Raw genomic sequence first — 18,875 nt, forward strand, 5'->3', positions numbered from 1 at the left:
GGGGGTGGGTGGGTCGGCCCGGGCCGGTGGGGTTCGTCGGGGCCGGCGGCGCCGGTCGGGATGATCGGGACGACGGGGGAGGGTGCGGGCTCGGGGGTGGGGTCAGGGGGTGGCCAGCAGTTCCGCCAGCCGCCTCTCCCGCTCCCGCACCTGGGCCAGCAGTGTGTCCGCCAGCTCCAGCAGCAGCCCGTCCGGGTCGTCCGGCGCGAGCGCCAGCAGCTCGCCGATCGGCCCGGCGGACAGTTCACGGTAACTCCGGTCGACCGCGTCGATCCGCCGGACCAGCCACTCCAGCCGCTCCATCAGCGCGCGGGAGGTGCCGGCCCAGGGGGCCGGGCCGCCGGCCGGAGCGCCCCCGGCGGGCTCCTCGCCGCCGGCCGCCGCGGCGCCGCCCTCCCGCCACAGCCCGGCCAGCCGCTCCAGCTCGGCGACGTCGCCGCGCGCGTAGGCCTCGTTCACCCGCGCCATGAAGGCGCTCCGCCGCCGCTCGTCGTCCGGGTCCCGGGCCAGGTCGGGGTGGGCCATCCGGGCCAGCTCCCGGTACCGGCGCTGGGCCTGCTTCGACGGGCGCACCGGGCCGGGCGCCTCGGCCGCCGGCGGGGCCGAGGCGCCGCCGCCCGCCGCGCCGCCGGAGCCGCCGGCGGCCCGGGCGAGGAACTCGTCCAGGTCCGGCAGGTCGTCCACCAGTGCCCGGGCCTCCCAGGCGCGGCGCACGTCCGCGGGATCGCCGCTGCGCGCGGCCACCGCCTCGGCGATCAGCGCGTCGAGCTCGTCGATCCGCTGGTACAGCGGGCCCAGCCGCTCGTGGTGGGCGTGCGCGAACCGGTCCACGTGGACCCGCAGCGTCTCCAGGGCGACCTCGGCGTCGACCAGGGTGGCCTCGGCCTCGGCGATCCGGCGCAGCAGGTCCGCCTCCTCCGGATCCCGCCAGGGCTCGGCGAGGGCGCCGGCCGGCGCCGCCCGCCACGGCTCGTGGCCGCCGTCACCGGTCATCGGTGGCCCCACCCCCGCCGGAGCGCTCCCCGGCCGCCCCGGAGTCCACGGTGCCGGACCGCACCGCCTCGGTCGCGCCGCCGAACGCCTCCCCGCCGGACGTCGCCGCCTCCGGCTCGGCGGCCCCGGCGGCGGCCTCCGCCTCGGTGACCCCGCCCTCGGCGGCCAGCCGCCCGGACCGCACCGCCGCCAGCAGCTCCGCGTGGTCGCGCTCGGTGCGGTCGGCGTAGGCCACCGCGAAGGCGGCGACGGCCTCGTCCAGCTCCTCGTTCTTGCCGCAGTAGCCGGCCAGCAGCCGCGGGTCGGCGGTGTGGGCGTGCGCCCGGGCCAGCAGCGCGCCGGTCATCCGGGCGTAGTCGTCCAGCTCGTCCGGGGCCAGCTCCACCGGGTCGATGCTGCCCTTGCGGTTGCGGAACTGCCGCACCTGGAAGTGCCGGCCGTCGACCGTCGTCCAGCCCAGCAGGATGTCGCTGACCACCTGCATGCGCTTCTGCCCGAGCACCACCCGGCGCCCCTCGTGCCCCGCCGGCTCCACCGGGTGGCCGATCCGCTCCAGGTGGGGCACCAGCACGGAGGGCCGGGCCTCCTTCACCTGGAGCACCAGCGCCTCGTCCTGGTGGTCGCGGAGCATCACCACGTAGCTGCGCAGGCCCACGCTGCCGGTGCCCACCACCCGGAACGCGACGTCGTGCACGGTGTAGCGGGTGAGCAGCGGGCGCCGGTCCGGCGCCACCGTCCCGGCGTACTCGCCGAGCGCCTCGACGACGGTGGCGACCAGCTCGTCGTCCATGTTCTCCAGCACCGGCGGCGCGGGGACGAACCGCCAGCGGCCGTCCGGCTGGCGCTCGCTGGAGCGGGCGGCGAACCGGGCGCTGGTGTTGCGGCGGGCCTTGTCCACCACGCGGCGCAGCGTGCCGCGCAGGTCGTGGGCGTCGGTGTAGGAGACCAGTTCCTCGTCCGGGATGGCGTTCCAGGCGTCGGCGGCCGACATGCCGGCCAGCGCCCGCATGGTGCGCCGGTAGGCGCCCACCGCGTGGAACGCCGCCTCCCGGCAGACGTCCTCGGCGGCTCCGGCCTGCCGGCCGGCCAGCACGTGGCTGGCGGCGAGCCGCTTCAGGTCCCACTCCCACGGGCCGGGGACGGTCTCGTCGAAGTCGTTGATGTCGATGGTGAGCCGGTCCCGGGCGTCGCCGTAGAGGCCGAAGTTGCCGGCGTGGGCGTCCCCGCACAGCTGCGCGGTGATCCCGGTGACCGGGGTGTGGGCCAGGTCGGCGGCCATCAGGGCGGCGGTGCCGCGCAGGAAGGCGAACGGAGAGGCGGCCATCCGGCCGATCCGGATCGGCACCAGGTGCTCCAGCCGCCCGACGTTGGACTCCCGCACCGCCTCCACCACGCTCGGCCGGTCCGCGTGGTCGGGGAGCGCGGCGTGCGCGGCGCGCGGCACCGCCCGACGCAGCCGCTTGCCGTCCTGCCGGGGCGAGCCGCCGTGCGCCGCCTGGGCGAAGCCGGGGGGCTGGGCGAAGTCGGTGGACCACGGCGGCGGGGGCGGCGTCGTGCCGGTGTCCCACGGCCGTCCGGCGGCGGCCGGACCCCCACCCGACTCCCCGCCCTCGCCGCGCTGGCCGGACGTGGCTCTGGACCGGTAGGCCATCGGTGGCCCTCCCTCCCGCGTGCTCCCGCGATTCGCGAGCCACGGTACCCGGCGGCCGGGGCCGTCGTTCGAACGGAACACGGCGCTCGAACGCTCCGGGGGCACGACGAAGCGGGGCCCGCCCCGGTGACTTTCGTCACTGGGGCGGGCCCCGCCACTGTGCGCGAGGGGGGAGTTGAACCCCCACGCCCTTTCGGGCACTGGAACCTGAATCCAGCGCGTCTGCCTATTCCGCCACCCGCGCAAGGTGTGCGACCGGTTCTTCGCTCCAGGACCCGGGTTCCTCTCCCGTTTCCCGCCGCTCCGTCCGGCGACAGGTGAAACAGTAGCACGACCGCGGGGGGAGATGACAAACCGCTTGTCGGGCGCCCTTGACGCGCCCGGCGCGACACCGCGACCGCCCCCGTGGAACGCCCCGCGCGCCCCCGCGGGAGCCCCTACCCCGGCACGGCCCGCGGCCCGAGCATGGACACCGGGCGCGCCTCGACGGGCGGACCCGGCCAGTCGTCCACGGCGGGCCCGCGACGACGCACACACGAGGTGCGCCGGGCGGGGAAACCGGCACGGTCCGGGTACCGTCGGCTCAGGGGCACGGCGCGGTCGCCCGCCGCGCGGGCCGACGCCTCCCGACCCCGGGTCACCCGTACGGAGGAGGGGCGGCCCGGCGGCGACCTGCCGCGCGGACACCGGGCGGCCGCCCCACCTCGGGGAACCGCCGCCGTCCCGTCCGCGTGGATACGATCAGTAAGACCGCCCGGAGAATGGGGGTTGGGTAGGCCCGAGGGGCCGGACACGGGAAGGAGGTGCCATGGGAGTCCTCAGGCGATTCGAACAGCGGCTCGAAGGCCTTGTGAACGGCACCTTCGCCAGAGTCTTCAAGTCCGAGGTGCAGCCGGTGGAGATCGCCGGCGCCCTGCAGCGCGAGTGCGACAACAACGCCACCATCTGGAACCGCGACCGCACGATGGTGCCCAACGACTTCGTCGTCGAGCTCAGCCCGCACGACTACGAGCGGCTGAGCCCCTACGCGGTCCAGCTCGGCGGGGAACTCGCCGGCATGGTGCAGGACTACGCCCGCCAGCAGCGCTACTCCTTCGTCGGCCCGGTGGAGGTCCACCTGGAGAAGGCCGACGACCTCGACACCGGCCTGTACCGGGTGCGCAGCCAGACCCTCGCCGGCAGCTCCTCCGAACGGCAGGCGCCCGCCGCCAGCCCGCAGTGGGGCCCGCAGGCCCCGGGCGCCGGCGGCTACCCGGCCCCGCCGCCCATGCCGCCGCAGCCGCCCGGCGTCGGCCCCGGCCAGGTGCGCCAGCTCCCCGGCACCGCCCCGGTCGGCCAGACCGGCACCCGCCGCTGGGTGGAGATCAACGGAATGCGCCACGAGCTGACCCGTCCGGTCATGGTGATGGGCCGCAGCACCGAGGCCGACCTGCGCATCGACGACCCCAGCGTCTCCCGCAAGCACGCCGAGCTCCGCGTGGGCAGCCCCTCCATGGTGCTGGACCTCGGTTCCACCAACGGCATCGTGGTGGACGGACAGCACACGCAGCGCGCTACGCTCCGCGACGGCTCACGCATCATCGTGGGCAGCACGACCATCGTCTACCGGCAGATCGAAGGATGAAGCGGGGGCCATGTCAGAGCTGACCCTGACGGTCATGCGGCTGGGATTCCTCGCCGTGTTGTGGCTGTTCGTCATCGTCTCCGTGCAGGTCATCCGCAGTGACCTGTTCGGCACCCGGGTGATCCAGCGCCCACGGTCGCGCGACGGACGCGGCGGACGCCAGGCCCAGCCGCCGGCCGGCCGCCCCGCACCCCCGGCACGCCCGGACCCGCGCCAGCAGGCCGCGGCCCCCGCCCCCGCCCCGGCGCGCCGCCGCGGCGCGCCCACCCAGCTCGTGGTCACCCAGGGCTCGCTGGCCGGCACCACCGTCACCCTCCAGGGGCAGACCATCACCCTCGGGCGCGCCCGCGACTCCACGATCGTGGTCGACGACGACTACGCTTCCAGCCGCCATGCCAGGATCTACCCGGACAGCGACGGCCAGTGGATCCTCGAAGACCTCGGCTCGACCAACGGCACCTACCTCGACCGCACACGGGTCACCTCGCCGGTGCCGATCCCCACGGGCGCGTCGGTCCGCATCGGCCAGACCGTCTTCGAGCTGCGGAGGTAGTGGCGCATGAGCCTCAGTGAGGCGGACACCAGCGGCACGACCGCAGCCGCGTCGGGTCAGGAACGAGCCGGAATCCACCCCGGGGGGACGACCGCATGACTCTGACGCTGCGTTTCGCGGCCGGATCACACAAGGGCATGATCCGGGAGGGCAACGAGGACTCCGGCTACGCCGGTCCCCGACTGCTCGCGGTGGCCGACGGCATGGGCGGGCAGGCCGCCGGCGAGGTGGCCAGCTCCGCGGTCCTGTCCACCCTGGTCGACCTCGACGAGGACGTTCCCGGCGCCGACCTGCTCTCCCTCCTCGAGAACGCCGTGCACCGCGCCAACGACCACCTGCGGGCCATGGTCGAGGAGGACCCGCAGCTGGAGGGCATGGGCACCACCCTGACCGCCCTGCTGTGGAGCGGCAACCGCCTGGGCCTGGTGCACGTCGGCGACTCCCGCGCCTACCTGCTGCGCGACGGCGTCCTCGACCAGATCACCCAGGACCACACCTGGGTGCAGCGCCTGGTCGACGAGGGCCGGATCACCGAGGAGGAGGCCGGCACCCACCCGCAGCGCTCCCTGCTGATGCGCGCCCTGGACGGCCGCGGCCAGGTCGAGCCCGACCTGTCCATCCGCGAGGTGCGCCTCGGCGACCGCTACCTGATCTGCAGCGACGGCCTCTCCGGCGTGGTCAGCGCGGAGACCCTCCAGGAGACCCTGCTCGCCTACGCCCAGCCCGCCGACGCCATCGCCGAACTGATCAGCCTCGCCCTGCGCGGCGGCGGCCCGGACAACATCACCTGCGTCGTCGCCGACGTCATCGACATCGACGGCCCCGACGCGCTCGCCACCCCGCTGCACGCCACCCCGGTCGTGGTCGGCGCCGTCGCCGACGGCCCGCCCACCGCCACCGACAACCGCGTGCTGCGCACCCCCGCCGGCCGCGCCGCCCAACTCGGCCGCGGCGGCGCCGGCGGCGGCGCGCAGGAGCCCGGCTACGGCACCGGCAACGCCTACGCCGACCCCCCCGGCGCCTTCGGGGCGCACGCCGGCATGCCCCCGGCCCCCGGCGCCGCGAACCTCGGCGCCCTGGACGACGCCTACACCTTCGTCAAGCCGCGCCGCCGCGGCCTGTGGGTCTGGCGCGCCCTGGCCATCGTCGTGGTGCTCGGCCTGATCGGCGGCGGCGCCTACGCCGGCTACCGGTGGACCCGCACCCAGTACTACATCGGCATCGACGGCGAGTCCGTCGCCATCTTCCGCGGCATCAACCAGGACCTGCCGGGCGTGAGCCTGTCCGACCTGTACCGCCGCGAGGACATCAACCTCTCCCTGCTCCCGCGCTACCAGCAGGAGGAGATCCGCAAGACCATCCCGGCGGACGACCTCGACGACGCCGAGGACCGCATCGAGGCCTTCCGCCACCAGGCCGAGCTGTGCCAGCTCGTCGCCGACGCCGCGCAGGACGGCGGCACCCAGCAGGAGACGCAGCAGCCCGCGGCGCAGGACGACGGCAAGGGCACCTCCGAGCAGGAACGCTCCCCCGAGTCCAGCACCCCCCCGCAGCCCCCCCAGGACGGGCAGCAGGGCGGGACGTCCACGCAGCCGCAGGCCCAGCCGGTCGCCCACACCGCCGACACCACCGGCGGCACCGGTCCGGCCGCCACCACGACCACCGCCACCGCCACCGCCACCGCCGGCCCGGGAGTCGTCACCCAGCTCCTCGACGTCGTCCAGTCCACCCTGGGCACCACCACCTCCCCCAGCCCCGGCACCACCGACCCGAGCACTCCCACGCCCGACCCCTCCGGGAAGGCCGGGCAGGAGAGCGAGCCGGGCACCGAGTCGACGCCGCAGGAGACCGACCCGCTGGCCTCCCTCTCCCCCGAGGACCGCCAGCTGGCCGAGCAGTGCAGCCAGCCGTAGGGCGGGCCGGCAGGAGGATCGCCTAATGTCAGCGCAGGACGCCTCGCAGGGACGCCGCTCCGCCAACCGGATCGGCACCCTGAGCACCAACACCGGGGCCACCCACACCATCACCCCGCAGGGCGCGCCCAACCGGCGCAACACCGAGCTGTTCATGCTCGGCTTCGCCGTGCTCGTCCCCGTCTTCGCCTACGCCAACGTCGGCATGGCCGAGACCGGAACCGTGCCGCCCGGCATGCTCACCTACGGCGCCGGCCTCGGCGCCCTCGCCGTCGTCGCCCACCTCATGGTCCGCCGCTACGCGCCCTACGCGGACCCGCTGATGCTGCCGCTGGCCACCCTGCTCAACGGGCTCGGCCTGGTGCTGATCTACCGGCTGGACTACGACGACTCGACGGCCTCCGCACCGTCCCAGCTGATGTACTCCGCGCTCGGCGTGGCGCTCTTCCTGGGCGTGATGCTGCTGCTGCGGGACCACCGGCTGCTCCAGCGCTTCACCTACATCTCCATGGTGGTGGCGCTGCTCCTGCTGATCTCGCCATTGTTCTTCCCCCGCAGCGAACTCGACTTCGGCGCGCGCATCTGGATCCGGATCGGCAGCTTCTCGATCCAGCCCGGCGAGTTCGCCAAGATCATCATCTGCATCTTCTTCGCCGGGTACCTGATGGTGCGGCGCGACGCCCTGGCCCTCGCCAGCCGGCGGTTCCTCGGCATGTACTTCCCGCGTGGCCGCGACCTCGGACCGATCTTCCTGGTCTGGGTCCTCAGCCTGATGATCCTGGTCTTCGAGACGGACCTCGGCAGCTCGCTGCTGTTCTTCGGCCTCTTCGTGGTGATGCTGTACGTCGCCACCGAGCGCACCAGCTGGATCGTCGTCGGCCTGCTGCTCTCGGCGGCCGGCGCCTTCGTGGTGGGCTCCATCGAGCCGCACGTGCAGAGCCGCGTCGAGGACTGGCTGAACCCGTTCCACGACTGGGACAACGACGTCACCGGACCCACCCCCGGTGTGCCGGACGGCGAACCGGACCACCTGGTCGGCCAGGCCATGCAGGCGCTCTACAGCTTCGGCACCGGCGGCGTGCTCGGCACGGGTCTGGGCCAGGGCCACCCCGAGCTGATCGACTTCGCGATGAAGAGCGACTTCATCCTCACCACCGTCGGTGAGGAGCTCGGTGTCGCCGGCATGATGGCGCTCTTCCTGATCTACGCCCTGCTCATCGAACGCGGCCTGCGCACCGCGATCGCCGCCCGCGACCCCTTCGGCAAGCTGCTCGCCGTGGGCCTGTCCTCGGTGATGGCCCTCCAGGTCTTCGTGGTCGCCGGCGGTGTGATGGGGCTGATTCCGCTGACCGGCATGACGCTGCCGTTCCTGGCCCAGGGTGGTTCCTCCGTGGTCACCAACTGGGCCCTGGTGGCCATCCTGATGAAGATCAGCGACAACGCCCGCCGCCCCGCCCCAGCCCCGGCGCCCAACCCGGACGTCGAGGAGACCCAGGTGGTGCGGCTGTGAGACCCCGTCCGACGATCGCCCCCACCCCACGGACCATCGCACGACGGAAGGGCCGGGCCCCGGCATGAACAAACCGCTGCGGCACATCGCGGTCTTCTGCATGGTGCTGATAGGCGCCCTGCTGCTCCGCGCCAACTGGGTCGGATTCGTCAACGCCTCCGAGTACCGCGACCACCCCGGCAACAAACGGATCGACATCGCCCGCTACTCCATCCCGCGCGGGGACATCATCGTCGGTGGCGAGCCGGTCACCGGGGCGGAGGAGACCGACGACGATCTCTACCTCTACAAGCGCACCTACACCGACGGCGAGCTCTACGCCCCGGTCACCGGCTACTCCTCGCAGGTATTCGGCGAGAACATGCTGGAGGGCGTGTACGACGACTTCCTCTCCGGAGACGACGAGCGGCTGTTCCTGGACAACGCGCTCGACGTGCTCACCGGCGAGGAGCAGCGCGGCGGCTCCGTCCGGACCACCATCGACCCGGCCGTGCAGCAGGCCGCCTTCGAGGCCATGGGCAACAAGAAGGGCGCGGCCGTGGCCCTGGACCCGACCACCGGCGCCATCCTCGGCCTGGTCTCCACCCCCTCCTACGACCCCAACACCATCGCCGGGCGTGCCACGGACACCGACGGCGAGGCGTGGGCGGCCCTGAACAGCGACGAGAACGAGCCGATGCTCAACCGGGCGCTGCGCGAGACCTACCCGCCCGGTTCCACCTTCAAGGTGGTCACCGCCGCGGCGGCGCTGGAGAACGGCCTGATCGACGACATCAACGCCGAGACCGACTCGCCGTTCCCCTGGGCGCCCCCGACCAGCACCAACGAGCTGGAGAACATCGAGGGCATCCCCTGCGAGAACCAGACGCTGAAGCTGTCGCTGCGCTACTCCTGCAACACCGTCTTCGGCAAGATCGGCTCCGACCTCGGCGTCGAGGAGATGACCGAGCAGGCGCGGAAGTTCGGCTTCAACGCCGAGGAGGACCTGACGGTGCCGATCCGCACCGAGGGCAGCGTCTTCCCGGACTACGCCGACCAGGCGCAGACCGCGATCGCCTCCATCGGCCAGTTCGACACCCGCGCCACCCCGCTGCAGATGGCGATGGTGGCCGCGGCGGTGGCCAACGACGGCGTGCTGATGAAGCCGTACCTGGTGGACCAGTTGGTCGCCCCGGACCTGTCGGTGATCGAGCAGACCAGGGCCGAGGAGTACTCCGAGGCGATGAGCCCGGAGACCGCGCAGAAGCTCCAGGAGATGATGGTCGACGTCGTGGAGAACGGCGGTGGCCGCAACGCGCAGATCCCCGGCCTCACCGTCGGCGGCAAGACCGGTACCGCCCAGCACGGCGAGAACAACGAGTCCACCCCCTACGCGTGGTTCATCTCCTACGCGGAGAACGAGGCCGGCGAGCAGGTCGCGGTTGCCGTGGTCGTCGAGGACAGCGACGCCGCCCGGGGCGACATCTCCGGTGGCGGCCTGGCCGCCCCGGTGGCCCAGGCCATGATGGAGGCCGCGCTCCAGCAGTGAGCGCGTCCGAGACCCGGTGCCGGGCCCGTTCGACGACGTCGGACGGGCCCGCCGCCGTGACGGGGCCCACCGCACCCGGCCGCGCGGGGTGGTTCTCGGCCTTGTCCTACTGTGAGACAGATCACCACGTAGGTCTCGTTTCGGGCACCGCGGGTTGCGCCGACGGCCTGAGTTGCCCGCGGGCCCGGTAGCGTATCCGCATACGGACGATCGGACCGGTGTGCCCGCCGCCCCGCGGCAGGTCTCGGTTGGACCACGATCGCGGTGGACGGGCAACGCTCGGCGCCCGGGACGCGTCCGACTGGGGAGCGGGACCATGCCGGTTCCACCACCCCACCGGATCACTTTCCGGACGACACGGTGGCGTGGCGGACGGCACGCACCGGTGAAGGAGAGGGCTGGAAGCTATGGAAGAGCCGCGTCGCCTCGGCGGCCGGTACGAGCTTGGCTCCGTGCTGGGACGCGGAGGCATGGCCGAGGTGTACCTCGGCCACGACATCAGGCTCGGCCGAACCGTGGCCGTGAAGACGCTCCGGGCCGACCTGGCCCGGGACCCGTCGTTCCAGGCCCGCTTCCGCCGTGAGGCACAGTCGGCGGCCTCCCTGAACCACCCGGCGATCGTCGCGGTGTACGACACGGGCGAGGACTACGTCGACGGGGTCTCCATCCCCTACATCGTCATGGAGTACGTCGACGGCTCCACGCTGCGCGAGCTGCTGCACTCCGGGCGCCGGCTGCTGCCGGAGCGCGCGCTGGAGATGACCGCGGGCGTGCTGCAGGCCCTGGAGTACTCGCACCGCAGCGGCATCGTGCACCGCGACATCAAGCCGGCGAACGTCATGCTGACCCGCAACGGCACGGTCAAGGTCATGGACTTCGGCATCGCCCGGGCCATGGGTGACCAGGGCATGACGATGACGCAGACCGCCGCGGTGATCGGCACCGCCCAGTACCTGTCGCCGGAGCAGGCCAAGGGCGAGACCGTCGACGCGCGCTCCGACCTGTACTCCACCGGCTGCCTGCTCTACGAGCTGCTGGCGATGCGGCCCCCGTTCATCGGCGACTCGCCGGTCGCGGTGGCCTACCAGCACGTGCGGGAGGAGCCGCAGCCGCCGTCGGCGTTCGACCCGGAGATCACTCCGGAGATGGACGCCATCGTGCTCAAGGCGCTGGCCAAGGACCGCGACTACCGCTACCAGAGCGCGGACGAGATGCGCGCCGACATCGAGCGGGCCCTGGACGGCCTGCCGGTGGAGGCGGCGGCCGCGATGGTCGGCGGCGGGTACGACGAGTACGGCAACTACTACGACCAGCCGCAGGCCGCCGCCGCCACGGCGGTCGCCCCGGCCGCGCACCACGCCGCGCCCGCCGCCTCCCCCGGCGGCCCCGGCACGGCGGTGATGCCGCCGATCGAGGACGCCGGCGACGGCTACGGCGGGCGCCGGGCCGACCGGCGCTCCTCCGGCGGCGGCCGGAACGGCAACACCTCCGTCATCCTGCTGGTCATCGCCGCCGTGGTGGTGCTCGGCGGGGCCTTCTTCATCGGCCAGAACATCTTCAGCGGGGGCGGCGACGACGAGGAGCGGACCGTCGCGGTGCCGAACCTGGTCGGCCAGACCTTCGAGGAGGCCCAGCAGTCCGCGCAGTCCGTCCAGCTGACCGTCACCAACGGCGGCGAGGAGGCCTGCGAGGACCAGGACCCGGGCAGGATCTGCTCGCAGACGCCCACCGCGGACTCCCAGCTGGCGCTGAACGGCGCGATCACGGTGATGATCTCCACCGGCCCGGCCGAGGTGCAGATCCCCGAGAGCATCGTGGGCAAGAGCGTCGAGGACGCCGAGGCGGAGCTGGAGGAGCTCGGCTTCGACGTCGAGCGGGAGACGACGATCAACGACAGCGCGGAACCGGGCACGGTGCTGTCCGCCGACCCGCCGGCGGGTTCCTCGCTGGCGCCGGGGGAGACGGTCACCCTCCAGGTGGCCGACCAGTCGCCGACGGTCGCCGTGCCGAACGTGGTCGGCATGACGTCGGCCGAGGCGTCGGCGGCGATCACCGAGGCCGGGCTCCAGGTCCAGTTCGGCACCGCCGAGGTGACGCCGGGCCAGGGCAACGACGTGGTGATCCGGCAGGACATCCCGCCGAACTCCCAGGTGGCCCGCGACCAGATGGTCACCCTGGTGGCGACGCCGATAGACAACGAGGCGCAGGTCCAGCAGCAGCAACAGCAGCAGCCCTCGCAGTCGCCGACCCCGCCCGACCCCGGCCAGGAGAACGCCGGTCAGGACGGCGGCGGCCAGGACGGCGGGATCGACTGGGGCGACTTCCCCTGGCCCGACGGCGGTACCGAGAACGGTGGCAACGGCAACGGGAACGGCGGCGGCGAGGGCGGCGACTGACCCGCCGCCACCGCACGGGAGTGACCAACGGCGCCTGCCCCGGCCTTCGACGGCCGGGGCAGGCGCCGTTCGTTTCGCCGGCCGGCCCTTCGCCGGGCTGCCCTTCGCCTCGCCGGCCGGCCCGGTGGCGGCTCTTCCCTACCGGTCCCTGCCGGCGGTCAGCCCTGGTCGGGGGCGGCGGCCTGGAGCGCGGGCGGCGGGGTGCGCTGGTCGTCCACCGGGATCTCCTCGGTGAGCGAGCCCCAGACCACCATCCGGTAGCGCGAGGTGTACATCGGCGTGCAGGTGGTCAGCGTGATGTAGCGGCCGGGCTCTTCGTAGCCGGCCTTCTCCGGGACGGGGGCGATCACGCCGGTGTCGTAGCGGGTGGTCTCCGGCAGGGTGGCGTCGACGGTGTAGACGTACCAGGTGTCCCGGGTCTCCACCACGATCTGGTCGCCCTCGCGCAGCTGGTGCAGGTTGTGGAACTTGGCGCCGTGGCCGTCCCGGTGCGCCGCCAGGCTGAAGTTGCCCTCCTCCTCCCACGGCATGGCGGCGGCGTAGGGCTCGGTGTAGTAGCCGGCGACGCCGCCGTCCAGCACCTCGTCCGTGGTGCCCTTCTCGATCAGCACCTCGTAGTCGTCGCCGAAGCGCGGGATGTGCAGGAAGCCCAGGCCGCCCTCCGCGTCGAAGGGCACCCCGGGTTCGCTCGGCGGGGCCTCGGCCCACTGGTCGCGGACCTGGTCGGCGGCCTGGTCGGCCTCCTGGTTGGCCAGCACGTTGGTCCACCACAGGGAGTAGACCACGAACAGGCCCATGACCACGCCGAGGGTGATCAGCAGCTCGCCGAGCGCGCTGGTGGCCACCGCGAGCGCCCCCCGGCGCGGTGCCCGCCGGGGCTCCGCGGCGGCCCGGGGGGAGTCCTCCGGGGCCTCCACGGCGGGGTCCGCGCGTGGGGTGTCCGCTCCGGGAAGCTCCCCGGACGCCCGTTCCGGCGTCGGCGCGGCCTCCGCCGAAGTTCCCCTTGCCACCCGTTTCCCCTTCCGCCGTCCGCCCCCGGCCCCATCGGCGGGCCACCGGGTCTACCCGCCCAACAGCGCGTCGGGCTTGCCCTCCTCGCGGGGCCGTTCCTCGACCATCTTGCCCCACACGATGAGCCGGTAGGTCGAGGTGAACTCCGGGGTGCAGGTGGTGAGGGTGATGTAGCGTCCGGGCTCGGTGAAGCCCGACTTGGGCGGGATCGGGTCGATGACCCCGATGTCGCTCGGCGAGGTCTGCGGCAGCATGCTCGTCATCTCGTAGACGTAGTACGTGGTGGCCGTCTCGACGACGATCTCGTCACCGGGCTGCAGCTGGTTGATGTAGCGGAACGGCTCGCCGTGGGTGTTGCGGTGGCCCGCCAGGGCGAAGTTGCCCTCCTCGTCCCACGGCATGGCGCTCTCCAGCGGCGCGGTGTAGTGGCCGACCAGTCCGCGGTCGAGCACCGCCTCCTTGTCCACGCTCTCCGCGATGGGCGCCCGCACGTCCAGCTTGGGGATGTAGATGACGGCGAATCCGGTGCCGGGCTCGAAGGCCCCCGGGTCCCGGGGGTCGGCGAGCTCACTGGCGTCCGGGATGTTCCGCCACGCCTCCTCCAGCTGCTCGATCTGGTCCTCGGCGATCGCGTCGCCCCGGACGTTCGTCCACCACATCTGGTAGACGACGAAGAGCACCATCACCACGCCGAGGGTGATGAACAGTTCGCCGCCGACACGGGCGGCGACGACGCCGGCGGACTCCTTGGGCGCGGGCTGCGCCGGGGCACCCCGGCGGCCGGCCGGCGCCGGACGGCGGTTGCCCCCGCGTCGGCCGCGCCGGGCCTCCTCCTGGGCGGCGCGTCGGCGGGCGGCCCGTCCGCCGGGCTGCGGGAGCGCGTCGGCGGAGCCGTCCGGCTGGGCCGAGCCGGGGGCGCCGGGAGTGTCGGGGGTGCCGACGGTGTCGGCGGTGTCGGGAGCGCTGGGGATTCCGGGGGCGTACGGCGCGCCGTCGGCTTCACCCGGTCGGGTGAGGCCGGTGGGGCGTCCCGCCTCGTCCGGGGTGGTGCCGGCCGCCGCGGCGCCGGCCCGGCGGCGCACGGTGGTGCGGTACTGGATCGGCTCCTCGATCACCGGCATGGGCTGGGTGTGGCCGGCCGCGTCGCGCGGCGCGGCGGCCCGGGGCCGTGGGACGGCGGTCCGGGCCGCTCCGGCGGCCGAGCCGCCGGTGCCGGGCCCGGCACCCGTTGCCGTCCCGGCGCCCGCTCCGGCCGCCGCTCCGGCCCCGCCGAGGGCCGTCGCGGAGGCCGAGGCCGCGCCGTCCGGGGTGCCCGCCAGGCCGGCCAGGCCGGCCGCGCCGGCGCCCGTGGTGCCGGCGAGGGCGGCGTTCCCGGGGCCGTCGGGGGACGCGGGGGCGGGGCGGCCGTGCCGGCCGGACCGCTGGCGCGGCACCGGCTGCTCCGTCGACGCCCCGGGCACCTGGCCGGGCGCCGGACCGGGCGCGTCGGCGGCCGGCGCGCCGGTCTGGGCGCCCGAGCCGTACCCCTGGCCCGAGCCGTAGCCCTGGCCCGAGCCGTAGCCGTGGCCCGAGCCGTGGCCGGGGGCGTAGCCGTCGGGCGTCTGGTAGCCGTTGGTTGGGTAGCCGGCGGTGCCTCGGCTGGCGTAGCCGTCGGTGGACGGCGCGGTGTCGCCCGCCGGATACCACGCCGCGCCCGCCCCGGCGTCCGGGTGGCCGGCGGCGCCGGTGGCGTGCGGCTGCCCGCCGGCGGTCCAGCCCTCCCCGGAGTAGGAGCCCTGTGAGGAGTAGCCGTCCTGGGACGAGTACGCCTCGGACAAGTACGCCTGCGAGGAGTAGCCGTCCTGGGGGGAGTACCCCTGCGAGGAGTACGAGCCCGGCGGGTAGGGGGCGCCGCCGTCGGCGTGGGCGGGGCCGCCCAGCGGGTCCGTGCCGCCGTGGCCGCCGGCCGCCTGGTAACCGGGCGCGGCGCCCTGGTAGCCGCCGCTGCCGTAGCCGTCGTAACCGCCGTAGCCGTCCTGGCCGTGGCCGGCGGCACCGTGACCGGCGTCGCCGTACCCCGTGCCGGGGTAGCCGCCGGCCGGGTACCCGCCGGGGTGGCCGGCGTCCGGGTAGCCGTAGCCACCGGACGCGGCCGTCGCGTCCGGTCGGCCCGGGTACTCCCCGTCGGGCTCCGGGGACGTGCCGCGCTCCGGGCGCACCGCCGTCACGCCCGCACCCGCTGCGGTATGAGGTCACCCGTCCGCCGCGCGTCCCCTGCCCGCCAGTCCACTGTGCTCCCCTGCCCCGCGCTACCCCGCGCTCGCTCCGATGGCCGCCGGCTGCCGCCCGATGACCGGCGCCAGTCCGACGGACCGGTGGACGGCCTCCGGGTCGCCGCAGCGGGCGAGCCAGAGCGCCAGCATTCGGTGGCCGCCCTCGGTGAGGACGGACTCCGGGTGGAACTGCACCCCCTCGACCGGGCGTTCCCGGTGGCGCAGCCCCATGATCACACCGGACTCGGTGCGTCCGGTGATGTCGAGTTCCGGCGGGACCGTGGACTCCTCGACCGCGAGCGAGTGGTAGCGCGTCGCGGTGAACGGGGAGGGAAGGCCCGCGAAGACACCCGCCCCCTCATGGAACACCGAAGAGGTCTTCCCGTGCAGCAGTTCCGGCGCACGGGAGACGACGGCTCCGAAGGCGGTCGCGATCGACTGCAGTCCCAGACAGACCCCGAACAGGGGGATGTCCCGGTCGGCACAGTACCGCACCATCTCCACGCAGACCCCGGCCTGCTCCGGTGTTCCGGGGCCGGGGGAGAGCAGCACGCCGTCGTAGCCGTCGGCGTCCGCGCAGCTCACCTCGTCGTTGCGGCGGACCTCGCAGTCGGCGCCGAGCTGGTAGAGGTACTGCACCAGGTTGTAGACGAAGCTGTCGTAGTTGTCGACGACCAGGATGCGGGCCGGCGTGCCCGGCGCACGCCCGGTCCCCGCACCGCGGGGTGCGTTCACGACTCCGTTTGCTGCCAACGTCCACTTCCTCACAGCGCGGGGGCGGCCGGCACCGCCGCCGGGTCGGTCAGTTCACCGAGGCCGCCCAGGACGGGTTCCTCACCTCCGGCATCGCCGGTGGTGGCCTCGCCGTCCCCGGTCTGGGACGGTGCGTCGGACGGCTCGGTTCCCGCGGAGCCGTCGGCCGGTCCGGCCGACGGGCTCTCGGCCGGGGTCAGGCCGGGGTCGCCGCCGCCGGCGCCGCCGTCGGCGGCGTCACCGATCGAGGACTCGCCGAACGGCAGCAGCGGCTCGGCCCAGGGGAAGACGTACTGGAAGAGCAGGAAGACGGCGCCGAGGGCGAGCAGCACCGAGAGGAACGCTCTGACCAGCGTGTTCCCCGGCAGGTGCCGCCAGATCCAGCCGTACATCCGCTTCCCCTCCGCCTGTCGGGAGCCGCACGCCCGCTGCCGGGGTCCGGCGCGGGCGTTCCGCCAGACAGACTAGTCCGTGCCGAGCGGAGCGTCCGTGGCGTCGCGCTCACGACCGTCCACGCGCTCGGTGGCGGTGAGCTCCATCGGGCCGGAGTAGGCGGGCAGGGTGGCCTCTCCCTCGCTGACCTGCCAGCCGAGGCCGTAGGCGTCCACGTACTCCCGGTAGGTGCGGATCGCGGGGGTGGTCTCCAGGGCGTCGCGCAGCCGGGCGGGGTCGCCGACGGCGGTGATCACGTAGGGCGGGGAGTACACCCGGCCCTGGAGGATCAGGGTGTTGCCGACGCAGCGCACCGCGCTGGTTGAGATGAGCCGCTGGTCCATGACCTGGACGCCCTCGGCGCCGCCCGCCCACAGCGCGTTGACCACGGCCTGGATGTCCTGCTGGTGCACGACGAGGTCGTTGGGCCGGGGGTCGGGCACGCCGGGCAGCAGGGGCCGGGCGTCCACCGGGGCGTCGTCCAGGGTCACGGTGAGGGCGGCGCCGGCCAGTTCCCGGGCCCCGGCCAGCCTCTCCAGGCGGTCCAGTTCCTCCTCGCGGCCGGCCTCGCCGCCCTGCCGCGCGCTGAGCTCGTCCACCTGCGCGCTCACCTCGGCGATGCGCGACTCCAGCTCCTCGTTGCGCTCGTCCTCGTGCCTGACCAGGTCGGACATGCGCAGCAGGGCGCCGTCGTTGCGCAGGTCGGTGCCGGCCGCGGTGCTGGAGCTCACCTGGAACAGGAAGCCCGCCAGGGCGAAGACGAGGGCCGTGGCGGCGCGCAGCGCGACGGTGCGGGCGCGCGTTCTCCGTGATTTCCCCAACCAATCCACGGAACCTGTGTCTCCTCCCGGGGCCGAGAAGCACTACGCTAGCCGACGACAGCGACCGGAAGGCCGCGCCACCGAACCGGGTCGGTACGCACACCGGGCGGGCGGGCAGTCATCGACAGGAGAGTCCCTCGTGCCGAAGTCACGCATCCGCAAGAAGGCGGACTACACGCCTCCGCCGGAGAAGAAGGCCGCCACCCTGCAGTTGCAGAACCGCAACTGGGCGGCTCCGGTGATGTTGGCGCTGTTCGGCATCGGGCTGTTGTGGATCGTGGTGTTCTACGTGACCAACGGCTCCCTGCCGGTCGAGGCGCTGCGCAACTGGAACATCGTGGTGGGCTTCGGCTTCATCGCGGCGGGGTTCGTGGTCTCCACCCAGTGGAAGTGACCGCGGCCCCGCGCGGGCCGATGGTCATATCGAGTTATCCACAGGTTGTCCACAGGCGGGGATAACTCCCCGGAGCCTGTGGACAACCTGTCGTGCCCGCGGGCCGCCGGGCCCTCCTGCCGGCCTGCCCTCAGGCGCCCAGGGGGCTGCTGGCCAGCAGGTTGGTGCCGAGCAGCACGGCGCCCAGCACCAGCGCCAGGGCCACCACGCACACCCCCGCCTGCACCAGGGCGCGGCGCGGGCCGCGCGGCGCGTACACCATGCCGGCGGCCACCAGGGCGCCGGTCACCAGGCCGCCGAGGTGTGCCCGCCAGTCGATGGCGCTGCCCGGCAGGAAGCCGATCACCAGGTTGATCGCCAGGATGACGACCAGGGAGCGCAGGTCGTAGCCCTTGCTGCGGTGCACCACGAAGATCGCGCCGAACAGGCCGAAGATCGCCCCGGAGGCCCCGAGCGACGCCGTGCTGGGGTGCGGGGCGAAGAGGAACGAGGCGGCGCTGCCGCCGAGCGCGGCGAGCAGGTAGAGGCCGAGGAAGCGGGTCCGGCCGAGCAGGGACTCCAGGTAGGGCCCGAGGAACCACAGCGACATCATGTTCACCGCGAGGTGCCATATCGCCTGGTGCAGGAAGGCCGCGGTGAGCAGCCGGTACCACTGGTCGGGGCCCTCGGCCAGGCCGACCAGGCTGTCCCCGCCGTAGTAGGCGCGGCCGACCATGAGGAAGGTCGCGTAGAAGCCGTCGCCGGCGATCTGCCCGAAGAGGAACACCGCCAGGTTCAGGCCGATCAGGATCTTGGTGACCAGCGCCGGGTCGCCCGAGGTGCGTCCGCCGTACTCGGTGCGGGTGGGGCGGAACGTGCGGTTGGCCTCGCGCACGCAGTCCGGGCACTGGAAGCCCACCGCGGCGCTCACCATGCAGTCGGGGCAGACCGGCTTGTCGCAGCGCGTGCACCGCACGCCGGTCTCCCGATCCGGGTGGCGGTAGCAGGTCGCCACGGGCGGCCTGGCTCCGGAGTCGGCCGGCTGCTGGTCGGGGGCCATGGTGT

14 protein-coding genes, 1 tRNA gene and 1 pseudogene are annotated in these 18,875 nt (G+C 73.9%); 7 read left to right on the top strand and 9 right to left on the bottom strand.

What is annotated here, in order from left to right:
- Positions 1 to 102: 102 nt before the first annotated feature.
- The 3 genes from FHU37_RS11615 to FHU37_RS11625 form a co-directional block, all read right to left on the bottom strand.
- A complete protein-coding gene (locus FHU37_RS11615) occupies positions 103 to 993 on the bottom strand; it encodes a J domain-containing protein (protein ID WP_246449804.1) in 891 nt (296 codons plus the stop codon).
- Positions 983 to 2,644: a DUF2252 domain-containing protein gene (locus tag FHU37_RS11620; protein WP_179814119.1), complete on the bottom strand. Its 1,662-nt coding sequence runs from the start codon at positions 2,642 to 2,644 to the stop codon at positions 983 to 985. The genes FHU37_RS11615 and FHU37_RS11620 overlap by 11 nt, the downstream gene beginning before the upstream one ends.
- Positions 2,645 to 2,804: 160 nt before the next feature.
- Positions 2,805 to 2,888, bottom strand: a tRNA-Leu gene (locus FHU37_RS11625).
- Between the two features lie 564 nt (positions 2,889 to 3,452).
- On the opposite strand from FHU37_RS11625, the gene FHU37_RS11630 reads away from it, so the two are divergent.
- From FHU37_RS11630 to pknB, 6 genes are all read left to right on the top strand, one after another.
- On the top strand, positions 3,453 to 4,268 hold the full coding sequence (locus FHU37_RS11630) for an FHA domain-containing protein (protein ID WP_179814120.1): 816 nt from the start codon (positions 3,453 to 3,455) through the stop codon (positions 4,266 to 4,268).
- A 10-nt stretch (positions 4,269 to 4,278) separates the two neighbouring features.
- Entirely contained in the window at positions 4,279 to 4,821 is a 543-nt protein-coding gene (locus tag FHU37_RS11635) for an FHA domain-containing protein FhaB/FipA (RefSeq protein WP_179814121.1), read from the top strand.
- A 95-nt stretch (positions 4,822 to 4,916) separates the two neighbouring features.
- Positions 4,917 to 6,734, top strand: coding sequence for a PP2C family protein-serine/threonine phosphatase (locus FHU37_RS11640; RefSeq protein WP_179814122.1), 1,818 nt, complete (start codon positions 4,917 to 4,919; stop codon positions 6,732 to 6,734).
- Between the two features lie 79 nt (positions 6,735 to 6,813).
- The gene (locus FHU37_RS11645; protein WP_179816205.1) at positions 6,814 to 8,244 is read left to right on the top strand and encodes an FtsW/RodA/SpoVE family cell cycle protein; all 1,431 of its coding nucleotides are present in this window, start codon (positions 6,814 to 6,816) and stop codon (positions 8,242 to 8,244) included.
- A 64-nt stretch (positions 8,245 to 8,308) separates the two neighbouring features.
- Complete coding sequence (locus tag FHU37_RS11650; RefSeq protein WP_179814123.1) at positions 8,309 to 9,772, top strand: peptidoglycan D,D-transpeptidase FtsI family protein; 1,464 nt, start codon at positions 8,309 to 8,311, stop codon at positions 9,770 to 9,772.
- A 407-nt stretch (positions 9,773 to 10,179) separates the two neighbouring features.
- Positions 10,180 to 12,168, top strand: a complete 1,989-nt coding sequence (gene pknB / locus FHU37_RS11655) for a Stk1 family PASTA domain-containing Ser/Thr kinase (RefSeq protein WP_179814124.1) — start codon at positions 10,180 to 10,182, stop codon at positions 12,166 to 12,168.
- Between the two features lie 158 nt (positions 12,169 to 12,326).
- On the opposite strand, the gene FHU37_RS11660 is transcribed toward pknB, so the two are convergent.
- From FHU37_RS11660 to FHU37_RS11680, 5 genes and pseudogenes are all read right to left on the bottom strand, one after another.
- Positions 12,327 to 13,085 (bottom strand): class E sortase, encoded by a 759-nt coding sequence (locus tag FHU37_RS11660; protein ID WP_179816206.1) that lies wholly within the window; start codon positions 13,083 to 13,085, stop codon positions 12,327 to 12,329.
- Between the two features lie 144 nt (positions 13,086 to 13,229).
- Positions 13,230 to 14,507: a class E sortase gene (locus FHU37_RS11665; protein WP_246450828.1), complete on the bottom strand. Its 1,278-nt coding sequence runs from the start codon at positions 14,505 to 14,507 to the stop codon at positions 13,230 to 13,232.
- A gap of 960 nt (positions 14,508 to 15,467) precedes the next feature.
- Positions 15,468 to 16,166, bottom strand: a complete 699-nt coding sequence (locus FHU37_RS11670; protein WP_179814125.1) for an aminodeoxychorismate/anthranilate synthase component II — start codon at positions 16,164 to 16,166, stop codon at positions 15,468 to 15,470.
- Between the two features lie 230 nt (positions 16,167 to 16,396).
- A pseudogene (locus FHU37_RS29520) lies at positions 16,397 to 16,576 on the bottom strand (hypothetical protein); the annotation flags it as partial.
- 72 nt (positions 16,577 to 16,648) lie between these two features.
- Positions 16,649 to 17,437, bottom strand: a complete 789-nt coding sequence (locus tag FHU37_RS11680; RefSeq protein ID WP_179814126.1) for a DUF881 domain-containing protein — start codon at positions 17,435 to 17,437, stop codon at positions 16,649 to 16,651.
- 139 nt (positions 17,438 to 17,576) lie between these two features.
- Here FHU37_RS11680 and crgA point away from each other — a divergent pair, with 139 nt between their 5' ends.
- A complete protein-coding gene (crgA, locus tag FHU37_RS11685; RefSeq protein WP_179814127.1) occupies positions 17,577 to 17,831 on the top strand; it encodes a cell division protein CrgA in 255 nt (84 codons plus the stop codon).
- A gap of 130 nt (positions 17,832 to 17,961) precedes the next feature.
- Here the strand turns inward: crgA and FHU37_RS11690 are convergent, their stop codons facing one another.
- Positions 17,962 to 18,870 carry a rhomboid family intramembrane serine protease gene (locus FHU37_RS11690; protein ID WP_179814128.1) on the bottom strand — a complete coding sequence of 303 codons (909 nt, stop codon included), beginning with the start codon at positions 18,868 to 18,870 and terminating at the stop codon, positions 17,962 to 17,964.
- Positions 18,871 to 18,875: the final 5 nt, after the last annotated feature.

The organism is Allostreptomyces psammosilenae (genome assembly GCF_013407765.1).
Taxonomy (GTDB): domain Bacteria; phylum Actinomycetota; class Actinomycetes; order Streptomycetales; family Streptomycetaceae; genus Allostreptomyces; species Allostreptomyces psammosilenae.